Below are 14,103 nucleotides of genomic sequence, written 5' to 3'. Positions count from 1 at the left end.
GTTACCTGCGGCATACACCTTATTCGAGGAATCTATCCACGCCGTGGGAAAATGTTTATAATACGATCAATGACGAGGAGGGGGCACGTTGTGAATCAATTCAAGAATGGGCGTCTGCAGATTGCGGTCATCGCGCTTGCCGCCGGGATCGGATCCGAAATCAAAATCTACCCGTTCACCGGCGATTCCTTCCGCATCGGTCTTGGCGTCAGCGTCTTCCTGCTCTTCCTGTTGTTCATGCGCCAGCTGAACTATTGGTGGACGGGCATAGCGACCGGACTTGTCAGCATTCTCTTCCAGGGCGTGGAATGGATGATCCGGACCGGCTCATGGTCGGTAACGGACGCGCTGCAGCACAATATTCCAGCGGGCATCTACTACGTGGTGTATGCCTATGGTATGATGCATATTTTACGGCGAACGGAGAAGGTGCATCCGCTTCTGCTCGGCGGTTTCATAACGATCGTGGATTTCGTCTCGAACGAGGCCGAGCTGCTGCTGCGGGGATTGTTCATCGGCGCCGAAGCCTTTTACTTGGAGGAATGGTTCAATCTGCTAGCGATCGCCTTCGTGCGAAGTTACTTCGTGATCGGCTTATACAGCAGCATCTCGTTCAGCCAGATCCGGGCGCTGCATGCCGAGCAGGAGAAACGGATGGAGCAGATGCTTCATATCGGCTCTGGACTCTACGGGGAAACCTTCTATTTGAAAAAATCGATGGAGGAGATCGAGCAGATCACGGCCAGCAGCTTCCAATTGTACCGCGGGCTGAAGGAGGCCGATGAAGTCGGCTTCAGCCGGCAGGCGCTTGGCATCGCGCAGCAGATTCATGAGGTGAAGAAGGATTCGCAGCGGATATTGGCTGGACTGACCAAACTCTATGACAGCGAGATCGCCGTCGATATGAGCATTCAGGAGCTGCTGTCTCACGTCGCGAAGGCGAATCAGAAGTACGGGGAGATGCTCGGGAAGACGATCGACATCCACCAGCAGCTGAACGTCCGCCTCGTGACGCCTTATTATGTGCCGCTGCTGACGGTGCTGAATAATCTGACGGCGAACGCGGTGGAGGCGATCGGGCGCAGCGGATCGGTAACGATTCATGCATACGAATCGGGCAAGATGATCGTCTTTTCGGTGGTCGACACGGGACAAGGCATACCGGAAGCCGATTGGGACATTATTTTCGAACCGGGATATACGACCAAATTCGATGAGGCAGGTATGGCTGCAACGGGGATCGGCCTGTCTCACGTACGCGATATTATCCTTTCGTTCGGCGGCAGGATTCATGTCGAGGGAGGCCAAGGCGGCATGGGGAGCAATTTCATTCTGCAGGTACCGAAGGATGCACTAGTCTAGCAAGGGGGAGTCAGATGGCATTATCGTTCGTAATCGTCGATGACGATGCAGTCAGCAGGAGGATGCTGGAAGGTATTATTGAACAATGCGGTCTGGGCGAAGTCGCGGGCACGGCCGATGGCGGCATCCAAGGGGAACAGACCGTGCTCTCGCTTAAGCCGGATATCGTGCTCATTGATCTGCTTATGCCGGATCAAGACGGGATAGAGACGATCAGTCAGCTTCGGAATCAAGGATTCGCGGGCCAGTTCGTGATGATCTCGCAGGTCGTGAATAAGGACATGGTCGGCTCGGCTTACCATTCCGGCGTTGAATTCTTCATTCATAAACCGATTAACCGGGTTGAAGTCGAAGCGGTCCTATCGAAGGTGAGGGACCGGCTCGCCTACGAGCGCCATATTCAGGAGATCAAGCGATCGCTTGCCAAAATCGATCTGTTCGAGTCGACCCCGGCACCGAAGGAACGCCATCCGCGCGATGTCGTGAAGCCCATTCTGATGGAACTGGGCATCATGGGGGAGAGCGGCAGCAAAGATATCATGACGATTATGGAGCTGCTATCCAGACAACCCGATCCGACTGCTTTCCCGGCGCTCAAAGAGTTATATGAAGCGGCGGCACGGACGAACAACAAGGGAGATCAGGAGATCGACAAGGAAAGCAAAGCAATCGAGCAGCGCCTGAGACGCACGGTGATGGCGGCTCTGTCGCACATGGCTTCCATCGGATTAACCGATTACAGCAATCCCAAGTTCGAACATTACGCGCCGCTCTACTTCGATTTTCAGGATGTGCGCCTTAAGATGAAGGCGATCGAGGAAGAGCTGCCTGCCGACAAAGGTAAAGTGAACGTCAAGAAGTTCCTGCAGGTGATGCATGCCGAGATGCTGGAAAAATTAAAGATTTAGCAAAGAGCCGTTCGATGTAAGGTGAATCACCTTCGTTGGACGGTTCTTTTGTGTTAGGTTATATAACCTTCGCTAAACCGAAATCAGCAAATATTAACGAATCCATTATGATTCTATTTAAAAATACGTTGATTTCAAATTAAATGTGACCTTTAATATCATCTCCTGTTATTTAATCTGTAGGATTGAGTAGGTTTTCGTAGGGGACGAATTAACATAATCAACAAGGCAAATCAAGAAAGCACATGCGGCTTCAATATTCGAACAAAGGTGGGGTTTTATCGTGAAGAAGAAAATCGGAATGATCGCAGCGGCTGCGATGATGGCATTCACGCTGAGCGCTTGCGGCAGCAACAATACTGGTGACGAAGCGGCGTCGGGTAACGGCGGCGAAGCGGTGAAGAAGTACGTGTTCGGTACGGACGCAACGTACCCGCCGTTCGAGTTCGAGAAGGACGGCAAATATGTCGGCATCGATATCGACTTGCTGAATGCGATCGGCGAGGTTCAAGGTTTCGAGGTCGAAATTAAGCCGATGGACTTCAAAGGCATTATTCCTGCCATTACAGCCGGCCAGCTGGACGGCGCGATCGCGGGCATCAGCATTACGGACGAGCGCAAGCAGGTCGTTGATTTCTCGGAGGCTTATTATGAAGCAGGCCTTTCCTTGATCGTCCATAAGGACAATACCGAGATTGACAGCCCGGAAGATCTGGCAGGCAAGGTCATCGCAATTAAGAAGGGTACCTCCGGAGCGGTGAAGGCCGAGGAGCTTGCGAAGCAATACGGCGCGGAAGTGAAGTACTTCGATGACAGCCCGGCCATGTACCAAGAAGTAGCGAACAAGAACGCGGATGTGACGATCGAGGACTTCCCGGTTATCTCCTACAAAATCGCCGTAGATCCGAATGCTAATCTGAAAATCGTCGGCGACCGTCTGAACGGCGACTTCTACGGCATTGCCGTGGACAAAGGGAACAGTGAGCTGGTCCAGAAGCTGAACGACGGCTTAAAGACGCTGAAGGAAAACGGCAAGTACGATGAAATCGTGGGCACCTACCTAGGAACAACAGCTGAGTAATTGACCGTGTAAGGAGTTGGGAATTCATGCCGTCTACGTTTCAAATCATAGCGGATGCGCTGCCGGTACTCTTCCAAGGTTTGCTCATCACGCTTAAGATCGTCGTCATCTCGCTGGCGATCGCCTTCGTGATCGGACTGATCGCAGGGTTGATGAGCACCGCCAGCAGTAAGATCGTGCGCGGGATCGCAGGCCTCTATGTGGACATTATCCGCGGAACGCCGCTGCTCGTCCAAGTGTTCTTTATCTACTTCGGCTTGCCGGCCTTCCTCGATATTCGGATCGGACCTGAAGTGGCGGGCATTGCCGCAGTCAGCTTGAACGCAGGCGCCTATATCGCCGAGGTGGTGCGAGCAGGCATCAACTCGGTCGACAAAGGCCAGGTGGAAGCGGCGCGCTCTCTGGGAATGAGTCGCTATTACACGATGCGGCTGATCGTGCTGCCGCAGGCGCTGCGCCGGATGATTCCGGCCTTCGTCAATCAGTTCATCATCAGCATCAAAGATACGTCGCTGCTGTCGGTTATCGGGATCCGGGAGCTGACGCAGAGCGGGGAAATTATCATCTCGACCAATTTCCGTTCGTTCGAAATTTGGGGGATGGTCGGCGTCTTCTACTTCGTCATCATCTTCGCGCTTACCCGATTGTCACGTCTATACGAGAGGAGGCTGACTGCACGATGATCGTCGTCCAGAATTTGAAGAAGAAATTCGGTGCCAATGAGGTGCTGAAGGATATTTCGACCACGATTCGCGAGAAGGAGGTCGTCTGCGTCATCGGGCCTTCCGGCTCGGGCAAAAGCACCTTCTTGCGCTGCCTCAATCTGCTGGAGGACGTAACGAGCGGTACGGTCGTTATCGGCGACGTCGAGGTCACTTCGCCTAAGACGAACATCGACAAGCTGCGGGAGAATGTGGGCATGGTGTTCCAACGCTTCAACCTGTTCCCGCATTTGACCGTGCTGCAGAATATCATGCTCGCGCCGAAATTCATCAAGAAGCTGGATAAGCTCGCGAACGAGAAGAAGGCAATGGAGCTGCTTGCCAAGGTCGGTCTGGCGGACAAAAGAGACGAGTATCCGGACCGCTTATCCGGCGGTCAGCAGCAGCGCGTCGCGATCGCGCGCGCGCTTGCCATGAATCCGCGCGTGATGCTGTTCGATGAGCCGACCTCAGCGCTCGACCCTGAGATGGTCGGCGAAGTGCTGCAGGTCATGAAGGATCTGGCGAGCGAAGGCATTACGATGATCGTCGTCACGCATGAGATGGGCTTCGCCCGCGAGGTAGCCGATCGCGTCTTGTTCATGGACGGCGGCTACATCGTGGAAGAAGGCGTACCGAGCGAGATTTTCGATCATCCCAAGCATGAGCGCACGCAGGCTTTCCTGAGCAAGGTTCTAAAATAAGCGCATAGTATGGCAGACGCACCCCCAGTACTTGGTACTGGGGGTGTTTGTCATTCGAATAAGTTCAAGCCGTCCCTTCATATAATGCCAGACACACACCTATCGTCGAATGTTGTCCCTTAACCGCCTGCATGGAAGTTGGCCATCAAGAGCTTGAACGGGGGTGGACGCCGGTGCGATTTCAGTTAACAGACGAAATGCAAATGACCAGGGATGTCGTTCGTGATTTTGCCGAGCGAGAGGTTCGTTCGGGGGCGAATCGACGTGACGAAGAGGGGCGGCTGGATCGCGAACTGCTGCGGAAGATAGGGGAGCTCGGCTTGCTGGGCGTGCCCCTGCCGGAACAATGGGGCGGGGGCGGCAGCGATTGGGTCACTTATGCGGTCTTCCTCGAGGAACTCGCGCGCGCGTGCGGGTCGACGGCCCGAAGCGCGGCCGCGCATACGGGCCAAGTCGCTTGGACGGTTTATAGCTATGGAAGCCCGGTGCAACAGCGGCAGTTGCTGCAGCAGCTGGCGACCGGGACGAAACTCGGCGGTAGCGGCAAGTCAATGACTAGCGAGGAACTATCCGGCAAGCCTGCGAATTCGCTTACGGTCGTCGCAGAGGCAGGAGGCTACCGATTGAATGGCGTCTGCCGACTCGACGCGAATGCCGGCGCGGCGGAACTGTATCTCATATACGCTGAGCTCCCTGGAAGGAGGAAGCCGGAGCTGGCCGCGTTCCTGATCGATGCTGGAACTGCGGGAACGGCATACCATCCCGAGTCGATGCCATTAGGGCTACGGGCTTCGCAGCCTGGCAAGATGGTCTTCGCCGATTGTTTTATACCGGCTTCCAATGTGATTCATCCTCTAGGCGAAGGCGCGGAGAAGACGGAATCCGCCGTGTCGATCGCGAATATCGGACTTGCGGCGCAGGCCGTCGGGATTGCGCAGGGGGCGTTAGAAGCAGCGACTGCGTATGCCAAACAACGTTACCAGTTCGGCCAGCTTATCGGCAGGCAGCAGGCGATTTCGTTCAAGCTCGCGGATATGGCTGCCCGGATCGAGGCTGCGCGGCTGCTCCTCTATCAGGCTGCGTGGCGGCTCGATGCGGGATTGCCCGGAAGCCGGGAAGCGTCAATCGCCGGCATTTTCGCGGCGGACGCAGCTGCGGCAGTGACGGTCGAAGCCGTTCAGGTGTTCGGCGGCTACGGCTACATGCGCGAGTTTGACGTGGAGCGATATATGCGAGACGCCAAATATTTGCAGGCCCAGCTCGGAGCGGGAAGTGAACGTAAGGACATTATCCTTCGCATCCTCGGGGGAAGGGGGAGGAGACAATCGAACTTGACCAATCGATAGCCGTCATCGGAGCGGGCCAGATGGGCCTCGGGATTGCGCAGACGGCGGCGAGCAGCGGATACGCCGTCATCATGATTGACGTTGACCTTGAGGCGGCTGTGAAGGGAATTGCCAAGATCGACGGGCAATTATCTCGGCTGGCCGCGAAAGGACGCATAAACGAAGAGCAGCGGCTCGAAACCCTAGGTAAACTTCGGCCTGCTGCCGGTCTGAAGGAGGCCGGCGATGCGGCAGTCGTCATCGAAGCTGCGCCGGAGCATAAAGCATTGAAGCTTCAACTGTTCCGCGAGCTGGATCAGATCTGCGATCGGAAGGCCGTTCTGGCCTCCAACACATCGTCCATTCCGATTACGGAGATTGCCGCGGCAGCGAAGCACGATGACCGCGTGATCGGCATGCATTTTATGAATCCGGTTCCCGTCATGCCTCTGGTAGAGGTGATTCGCGGGCTGGCGACTTCGGATGAGGCAGCGGGCCGAATCATGAGCCTTGCGCAGGCAATGGGCAAAACACCAGTTGAAGTCCGGGACGTGCCGGGCTTCGCGGCCAACCGTATTCTGATGCCGATGATCAACGAGGCGATCTATACCGTGTATGAGGGCGTTGCTTCGCCTGCTGCGGTCGATCAGGTCATGATGCTCGGCATGCGCCATCCGATGGGGCCAATAACGCTGGCCGATTTCATCGGGCTCGATACTTGCCTATCGATTATGGAAACGCTTCATCAAGGATTCGGCGATCCGAAATACCGCCCTTGCCCGCTGCTAAGATCCTACGTGGCCGCCGGTTGGTTGGGGAGAAAAACAGGGCGCGGCTTCTATGTCTACGAGGAGCAGGAGCGATAAAGAAAGGAGCGTGGCGAGCATGGAGCTTAGGTTTACCGAGGAGCAGCTTGAGCTTCAGCGAATCGTCAGGCAGTTCGCCAGAGATGAGGTTGCGCCGGCCGTCGGCGAGATGGAAGCGGCGGATGCTTTCCCCTACGCGCTGGTCCGGAAGATGGCCGCCAGCGGACTGATGGGCATCCCGATCCCGAAGGAACAGGGAGGCAGAGGGGGAGACTTTATCTCGTACATCCTCGCCATTAACGAGCTTTCCCGTGTAAGCGCCGCAGTCGGCGTCATCCTGTCCGTCCACACTTCCGTCGGCACGCTTCCGATTCAGACGTACGGTTCGACCGAGCAACGCGAACGCTTCGTGAAGAAGCTGGCGACAGGGGAATGGATCGGCGCATTCGCGCTGACCGAGCCGCATGCGGGTTCGGATGCAGGCGCGATCCGCACGACCGCAGTGAAGCAGGGCGATCATTACGTCGTGAACGGCTCGAAGCTGTTCATTACGAATGCGGAGGCGGCGGAACTCTTCGTGCTGTTCGCCGTCACGGACCGGTCCAAAGGCGCTCGAGGCATAACGGCATTCCTCGTCGAGCGAGGATTGACCGGATTTCAGATCGGGCGGAAGGAGAAGAAGATGGGGCTGCATGGCTCGAGCACATGCGAGCTCGTTCTCGATGGCGTCCGCGTTCACGAGAGCAAGCGGTTAGGCGCCGAAGGAGAAGGGTTCGCCATTGCTAAAGGGACGCTCGACGGCGGGCGGATCGGGATAGGTGCCCAAGCGTTGGGAATTGCCGAGGCCGCACTGCAGCTGATGCAGGAGCGGCTCTTGACCGCTAAGGGCGAAATCGCGATTAAGCGGGGGAAGGTCGCCCATGAGTTCGTGACGTTGGCGAATCTGACCGCCCAAGTCGAGGCCGCCCGCCTGCTCGTCTATCATGCCGCCTACTTGAGACAATCCGGCATCCCATGTACGAAAGAAGCTTCGATGGCGAAGATGTACGCTTCCGATACGGCGATGTTAACCGCGGGGGAAGCAGTACGGCTTCTGAGCCGCAGCGGTCAAAGCAGCGCGCAGGCTGAACGGCTGTTCCGCGATGCGAAGGTCACCCAAATCTATGAAGGAACGAATGAAATTCACCGGATCGTCATCGGCAATCAGCTGCTGAAGTCCTAAGCTTACGCGAGGAGGCGATGATTCCCATGAGACCATCACCGGGCAAGCTCTTTCGGGAAGCGGTCGCAGCAGAACGGCCGCTCCAAGTCGTCGGTACGGTCAATGCCTACGCGGCCATGCTTGCCGAGCAGGTCGGCTACCGCGCCGTCTATCTGTCGGGAGCCGGCGTCGCAAACGCTTCTTTCGGCTTGCCGGATCTAGGCATCACGTCGCGGGAAGATGTGCTCGATGACGTCCGGCGCATAACCGGAGCAACCGCGCTGCCGCTCCTCGTCGATGCGGATACCGGATTCGGCGGCGCGTTCCAGATCGGACGGACGGTGAAGGAGATGAACCGCGCCGGGGCAGCGGGCATCCATATCGAGGACCAGGTCGCCGCGAAGCGGTGCGGGCATCGGCCGAACAAGCAAATCGTGGCGCAGTCCGAGATGAAGGACCGAATAAAGGCGGCGGTGGATGCGCGGGAAGATGCGCAGTTCGTCATCATGGCCCGCACCGACGCGCTTGCGGTTGAAGGGCTGGATGCGGCGATTGAACGCGCCTGTGCTTGCGTGGATGCGGGTGCGGATATGATTTTTCCCGAGGCGGTTACGACGCTGGCCGACTACAAGCGGTTCGCGGAGGCGGTCAAGGTGCCGATTCTGGCGAACATTACCGAGTTCGGCCGGACGCCGCTGTTCACGCTGGAGGAGCTGGGATCAGCGAACGTGGCCATGGCCTTGTATCCGTTGTCGGCATTCCGGGCGATGAGCGCGGCTGCCCTGAGCGTCTATCGGGCGATACGGGCGGATGGCACGCAACAACAGGTGATCGGGCAGATGCAGACTCGCATGGAATTGTACGAGGTGCTGCAATATTTGGCCTATGAACAGAAGCTGGATCGGTTGTTCGAGGCAAGAGATGAAGGGGAGGAGTCCTCATGACGGCGAAGAAGAGCGGCGGGCTGGCGGATGTCATCGCGGGAGAGACGGCAATCTCCACTGTAGGCAAGGAAGGCAAGGGGCTGACCTATCGGGGGTACTCGATCCATGATCTGGCCGCACATGCTTCGTTCGAGGAGACGGCTTACCTGTTGTTGTACGGCAAGCTCCCGAATGCGGAGGAACTGGCAGCCTATCGCTTGAAGCTCGCCGGTCTTCGAGGCTTGCCGGATCGGCTTCGCCGCATTCTCGAACAGCTTCCGTCGAGCACGCATCCGATGGACGTTCTGCGCACGGGATACTCCGCTCTAGCGGCATACGAACCGGAGACGGACGGCGGCAATCCGCTCGATCTGGCCGATCGTCTACTGGCCTGCTGCGCTTCGATTCTGCTGTATTGGTATCGCTTCCACGCCGATGGATCCCGCATTGACGTTGAAAAGGATGCCCTTGGCACGGCTGCGCATTTTCTTCGCTTGCTGCACGGCAAGACGCCAGACGCGCTCCACGAGCGGGCCATGGATGTCTCCCTCATCCTCTATGCCGAACACGAATTCAATGCCTCGACCTTCGCGGCACGGGTAACGGCCTCGACGCGCTCGGATCTGTACGCTTCGGTGACTACCGGCATCGGGACGCTGCGCGGACCGCTGCATGGCGGGGCCAACGAAGCGGCGATGGAGCTGATCGAGCGCTACGGGACGCCGGACGAAGCGGAACAAGGCATCATGCATCTGCTGGCTGCCCGGGAGCTTATCATGGGTTTCGGCCACCGCGTCTATACCGTATCCGACCCGAGAAGCGATATCATCAAGTCTTGGTCGCTGAAGTTGTCCGAGGCAGCCGGCAATCGGCGGCTATACGACGTCTCGGAACGGATCGAGCAGATCATGCGGCGGGAGAAGAAGCTGTTCCCGAATCTCGATTTCTACAGTGCGTCGGCATACCGTCTGATGGGAATTCCGACGTCCTTGTTCACGCCGGTCTTCGTGATGTCGCGGCTTAGCGGCTGGTGCGCGCATGTGATGGAGCAGCGGCAGAATAACCGCATCATCCGGCCGACTGCCGCATATACCGGTTCGGAGCCGCAGACTTGGTTAGCGATGGAACAGCGTGATTAGCTACTGCGGAAGAATGAGGGAGAACCTTGTTGCGTCAGGGCTTTCAACCTCAGCGGAGGTGAAGAAATCATGTCCACCTATTTGACGAATGAACGTCCGGAGCCGGATCAGATCATCGTTGACATGGCTCGTTACGCGGCTTCGGCTGCCATCGACAGTCCGCTCGCTTACGATACGGCCCTCTATTGCCTGATGGACACCCTTGGCTGCGGTTTCCTGGCTTTGCGCTATCCGGAATGCGCGAAGCTGCTCGGGCCGATCGTGCCGGGAACCGTCGTTCCCAACGGGGCGAGGGTGCCTGGCACGTCATTCGAGACCGATCCGGTGACGGCCGCCTTCAATATCGGATGCATGATTCGGTGGCTGGATTACAACGATACGTGGCTGGCGGCCGAGTGGGGCCATCCTTCGGATAACCTCGGCGGCATCCTGGCCGCGGCGGATTACCGCAGCCGTCAACTTGCCGCGGCGGGTCAAGCGCCATTAACGATGCACGATGTGCTTACGGCGATGATTAAGGCGCACGAAATCCAAGGCGTTCTAGCGCTGGAGAATAGTTTCAACCGCGTCGGACTGGATCATGTCGTGCTCGTGAAGGTCGCCTCGACGGCAGTCGTGACGCAGCTGCTCGGCGGGACGGAGGACGAGATCGTGAACGCGTTGTCCCTAGCTTGGGTCGACGGCCAATCGCTCCGTACTTACCGCCATATGCCGAATACCGGCTCACGGAAGTCCTGGGCGGCAGGCGACGCGACAAGCCGCGCCGTCCGGTTATCGCTCATGGCATTACGCGGCGAAATGGGTTATCCATCGGCGCTCACGGCATCCAGATGGGGATTCTACGATACAAGTTTCGGCGGCAAGCCCTTCTCGGTCTCGCGTCCGTATGGCTCGTACGTGATGGAGAATATTCTGTTCAAAATCTCGTTCCCGGCCGAATTTCACGCCCAGACGGCCGTGGAATGCGCCATTGCGCTCCATCCGCAAGCGGCGGGCAGGCTGGATGACATCGCCGCGATCAAGCTGACCACCCACGAGTCGGCGATCCGCATTATCGACAAGACGGGACCGCTGCATAATCCCGCGGACCGGGATCATTGCTTGCAGTATATGGTCGCTGCCGGGTTGCTGCATGGTACGCTCACGGCGGACCATTACGAGGATGAAGCGGCAGCCGATCCGCGAATCGATGCGCTCCGCGCGCTCATGCAGGTTAGCGAAGACAAGCGGTATTCGGCGGACTATCTCGATCCGGCCAAACGTTCCATCGCCAATTCCGTTCAGATTATGTTCAAAGATGGAACGGCGACAGAGAAGATCGAGATCGAGTACCCGATCGGTCATCGCCGCCGGCGCGAGGAAGGCATTCCGCTATTGGTGCGCAAATTCGAACAGAACGTGGCCACCCGATTCCCGCGCAAGCAAGCGCAGGCCATCCATGATTTGTTCGCAGACCGCGAACGGTTGCTGGCGATGCCGGTGCAGCAGTTCGTCGAGTTTTTCGTCATCTGACACAAGCGTGGCTCGTTGACGTAAAGGCGGTGATGACCGTGACGATTACGATCAGGACAGAGGCAGAGATGAACGGCATTGTCAGCTTGCATGAACAGGTGAAGGAAGCGTTCTGCCGCAAGGAAGGGATCCGTCTGACCTATATGCCGTTCTTCTTGCATGCGGTCGTGAACAGTCTGAAAGAATGTCCCGAGATGAATGCGGGCATGAAGAACGGCCAGTTGGTCGTCAGCAAAAATATCCATCTGGCCATCGCGGCCCCGAATGGGGATTGGCCGGTGGTCAGGCATGCGGATCGGCGCAGCATCGCGGGATTCGCGATCGAGCTCGATCGGCTGTTCCAGCCCGCCAAGGACGGGCAAGCCCGGGCATCGGATGCGGAAGCGGGAAGCTTCACCGTTCGCGCAGCCGCTGCGTTCAGCTATGCGATCCATGAGCCGGAGCTGCCGAAGACGCTGGCGCCGATGCTCACCTTCGAGATGCTGCCGGCAAGGCCAGCGGCTGTGAGCAATGTCATAGCCGTCCGCCATCTGATCGGTTTACACTTGAAGGCAGACGCACGGGTTCAGAATGAGGATGCGTGCAGCCGGTTTGTATCCCTTGTGAAGCAGCACGTGGAACGAATAGGACCGAAGACCTTGCTGTATTGAGGCGAGGCGATCGGGTATTCTTTTGCACGCGGCAAGGGTTGTACGTTACAATGGGCATAGTTGATGTTCACAGATGAAACTGCTCGGTTCACGCAATAACGAATGAACGCGTAGGGCAAAGACCGAAATCCTTCAGGCGGGCTAGCGGCCTTAAGGATCGAAGGTCTTTTTTTGAGAGCAAGTCAGGATGGGAGGAAGACAGATGAAGACAGTCGTGGTCATTGGCGGGGGTATTACGGGTTTATCGACGGTCTATTATTTGGAGAAAGCGCTGCGGGAACGGCAGAAATCGGCACGCTTGGTGCTTATCGAAGCAACGGATGCCCTGGGCGGCAAGATCCGCACGGTGCATGAGGGCGAGTTCGCGATGGAGACCGGAGCGGATTCGATCGTGGCCCGCAAGACGAATGTGGCTCCGCTCATCGAGGAACTGGGGCTTCAGGAGGAGGTGGCCTATAATGCAACGGGCATCTCGTATATCTACTCGGACGGTCAGCTGAAGCCGATTCCAAGAGACGCCTTGTTCGGCATCCCGCTTAGCATCGAGTCGTTGGCTACCTCCGAGCTGGTCTCGGCGGATGGGAAGGTCGAGGCGCTGAAGGATTTGTACACGCCGAATACTACGTTCACGCGGGAGGATTCCATCGGGGCGTTCCTGACGCATTTCCTCGGACAAGAGCTGGTCGAGAAGCAGATTGCGCCCGTGCTCTCCGGGGTCTACTCCGGCGACTTGAACGAGCTGACGCTTGCTTCGACGCTGCCGTACTTGCTCGATTACAAGAATGAACACGGGAGCCTGATCCGCGGACTCGAAGCGAACCGCGAACGGCTGCAGCGCGGAGGCGATCGCAAGTTCCTCTCGTTCCGCGGCGGCATGTCCGCGCTGGTCGATCGGATGGAAGAACGGCTGCAACAGACGGATATCTACAAAGGGGTCGCCGCTGAACGGCTCGAACGTACAGAGAAGGACGGGTCGGTACGCTATCAGCTGTCGCTGTCGAATGGCGAGGAGCTGGAAGCGGACGTCGTCGTGCTCAGCACGCTTCATCCCGTGACGGATCGGCTTCTTCACGATGAGCGGCTGCATGACGAATTCGCCCAGATGCGGAACAATTCGTTAATCAGCGTCTATCTTGGCTTCGACATTCCGGACGAACAGCTGCCTAAGGATGGGACAGGCTTCATCAATGCGGACGAGGGAGACCTCGTATGCAACGCATGCACGTGGAGCAGCCGCAAGTGGTCGCATACGTCGAAGCATCAGCGTCTGCTCGTGCGCATGTTCTACAAGAGCTCCGGCAAGCAGTATGACCGTCTGCTCAAGCTGTCGGACGAAGAACTGCAGCAGGTTGCGCTGCAGGATATGCGCTTAAGTCTCGGCATTGATAGTACGCCTGTCAGCTGCGAGGTGACCAAATGGCATGAGACGATGCCGAACTACCATCTGAAGCATCCGCAGCTCGTCCGGTCGCTCGAAAGCCAGTTGGCCGAACGTTATCCGAACGTTTTGTTGGCAGGGTGTTCGTATTACGGGGTCGGTATTCCGGATTGCATCTTGAACGGGGAGCGGACGGCGGCGAAGATTGCGGAAGCATTGTAGCGGTTGGAAGCGAGAACGAGATATGGAGACACGAAGAAGGGCTGCCGGCTGGCAGCCCTTCAGATTGTAGAGAAACCCCACGTTTTTTCAAACGTCGGGTTTCTCTTTTGCTTTCTCGAGTTGTTTTTGAGGTGGTTTAGGAAGGCTCACGCCTCCTTCGCCTTCCTATCCAGGTGGAAGGCGATCTTCTT

Annotated in this window: 14 protein-coding genes; all 14 read left to right on the top strand. The window is 57.5% G+C overall.

Features of this window, described 5'->3' with window-relative positions:
* Positions 1-90 precede the first annotated feature (90 nt).
* Positions 91-1,362, top strand: coding sequence for an ATP-binding protein (locus FHS18_RS10295; RefSeq protein WP_343060489.1), 1,272 nt, complete (start codon positions 91-93; stop codon positions 1,360-1,362).
* 14 nt (positions 1,363-1,376) lie between these two features.
* Positions 1,377-2,270 carry a response regulator gene (locus FHS18_RS10290; RefSeq protein ID WP_183599726.1) on the top strand — a complete coding sequence of 298 codons (894 nt, stop codon included), beginning with the start codon at positions 1,377-1,379 and terminating at the stop codon, positions 2,268-2,270.
* 301 nt (positions 2,271-2,571) lie between these two features.
* Entirely contained in the window at positions 2,572-3,351 is a 780-nt protein-coding gene (locus FHS18_RS10285; protein WP_183600367.1) for a transporter substrate-binding domain-containing protein, read from the top strand.
* A 26-nt stretch (positions 3,352-3,377) separates the two neighbouring features.
* Positions 3,378-4,034, top strand: coding sequence for an amino acid ABC transporter permease (locus FHS18_RS10280; RefSeq protein WP_183599724.1), 657 nt, complete (start codon positions 3,378-3,380; stop codon positions 4,032-4,034).
* A complete protein-coding gene (locus FHS18_RS10275; protein WP_183599722.1) occupies positions 4,031-4,756 on the top strand; it encodes an amino acid ABC transporter ATP-binding protein in 726 nt (241 codons plus the stop codon). Before FHS18_RS10280 ends, FHS18_RS10275 begins: the two co-directional genes overlap by 4 nt.
* Positions 4,757-4,929: 173 nt before the next feature.
* Complete coding sequence (locus FHS18_RS10270) at positions 4,930-6,102, top strand: acyl-CoA dehydrogenase family protein (protein ID WP_183599720.1); 1,173 nt, start codon at positions 4,930-4,932, stop codon at positions 6,100-6,102.
* A gap of 20 nt (positions 6,103-6,122) precedes the next feature.
* The gene (locus FHS18_RS10265) at positions 6,123-6,947 is read left to right on the top strand and encodes a 3-hydroxyacyl-CoA dehydrogenase NAD-binding domain-containing protein (protein ID WP_221401275.1); all 825 of its coding nucleotides are present in this window, start codon (positions 6,123-6,125) and stop codon (positions 6,945-6,947) included.
* A gap of 19 nt (positions 6,948-6,966) precedes the next feature.
* Positions 6,967-8,109 (top strand): acyl-CoA dehydrogenase family protein, encoded by a 1,143-nt coding sequence (locus tag FHS18_RS10260; RefSeq protein ID WP_183599718.1) that lies wholly within the window; start codon positions 6,967-6,969, stop codon positions 8,107-8,109.
* Between the two features lie 26 nt (positions 8,110-8,135).
* On the top strand, positions 8,136-9,032 hold the full coding sequence (gene prpB, locus FHS18_RS10255) for a methylisocitrate lyase (protein ID WP_183599716.1): 897 nt from the start codon (positions 8,136-8,138) through the stop codon (positions 9,030-9,032).
* Positions 9,029-10,150, top strand: a complete 1,122-nt coding sequence (gene prpC, locus FHS18_RS10250) for a bifunctional 2-methylcitrate synthase/citrate synthase (protein WP_183599714.1) — start codon at positions 9,029-9,031, stop codon at positions 10,148-10,150. Before prpB ends, prpC begins: the two co-directional genes overlap by 4 nt.
* Positions 10,151-10,219: 69 nt before the next feature.
* Positions 10,220-11,662, top strand: coding sequence for a bifunctional 2-methylcitrate dehydratase/aconitate hydratase (locus FHS18_RS10245; protein ID WP_183599712.1), 1,443 nt, complete (start codon positions 10,220-10,222; stop codon positions 11,660-11,662).
* A gap of 38 nt (positions 11,663-11,700) precedes the next feature.
* Positions 11,701-12,312 carry a 2-oxo acid dehydrogenase subunit E2 gene (locus FHS18_RS10240; protein WP_183599710.1) on the top strand — a complete coding sequence of 204 codons (612 nt, stop codon included), beginning with the start codon at positions 11,701-11,703 and terminating at the stop codon, positions 12,310-12,312.
* Positions 12,313-12,514: 202 nt separating this feature from the next.
* Positions 12,515-13,912: a protoporphyrinogen oxidase gene (locus FHS18_RS10235; protein ID WP_183599708.1), complete on the top strand. Its 1,398-nt coding sequence runs from the start codon at positions 12,515-12,517 to the stop codon at positions 13,910-13,912.
* Between the two features lie 3 nt (positions 13,913-13,915).
* A partial coding sequence (locus FHS18_RS34030; RefSeq protein ID WP_221401274.1) for a hypothetical protein occupies positions 13,916-14,103 on the top strand: 188 nt, incomplete at its 3' end.

It is taken from the genome of Paenibacillus phyllosphaerae, from assembly GCF_014192105.1.
Taxonomy (GTDB): Bacteria; Bacillota; Bacilli; order Paenibacillales; family Paenibacillaceae; genus Paenibacillus_Z; species Paenibacillus_Z phyllosphaerae.
Note: the sequence above shows the minus strand (reverse complement) of the source record. Positions and strands in the feature narration are given on the sequence as shown.

Coding starts and splice junctions, on each gene's coding strand:
- FHS18_RS10290 (WP_183599726.1), top strand. CDS start 1,377: ATGGCATTATCGTTCGTAATCGTCGATGACGATGCAGTCAGCAGGAGG.
- FHS18_RS10285 (WP_183600367.1), top strand. CDS start 2,572: ATGATCGCAGCGGCTGCGATGATGGCATTCACGCTGAGCGCTTGCGGC.
- FHS18_RS10280 (WP_183599724.1), top strand. CDS start 3,378: ATGCCGTCTACGTTTCAAATCATAGCGGATGCGCTGCCGGTACTCTTC.
- FHS18_RS10275 (WP_183599722.1), top strand. CDS start 4,031: ATGATCGTCGTCCAGAATTTGAAGAAGAAATTCGGTGCCAATGAGGTG.
- FHS18_RS10265 (WP_221401275.1), top strand. CDS start 6,123: ATGGGCCTCGGGATTGCGCAGACGGCGGCGAGCAGCGGATACGCCGTC.
- FHS18_RS10260 (WP_183599718.1), top strand. CDS start 6,967: ATGGAGCTTAGGTTTACCGAGGAGCAGCTTGAGCTTCAGCGAATCGTC.
- prpB (WP_183599716.1), top strand. CDS start 8,136: ATGAGACCATCACCGGGCAAGCTCTTTCGGGAAGCGGTCGCAGCAGAA.
- prpC (WP_183599714.1), top strand. CDS start 9,029: ATGACGGCGAAGAAGAGCGGCGGGCTGGCGGATGTCATCGCGGGAGAG.
- FHS18_RS10245 (WP_183599712.1), top strand. CDS start 10,220: ATGTCCACCTATTTGACGAATGAACGTCCGGAGCCGGATCAGATCATC.
- FHS18_RS10235 (WP_183599708.1), top strand. CDS start 12,515: ATGAAGACAGTCGTGGTCATTGGCGGGGGTATTACGGGTTTATCGACG.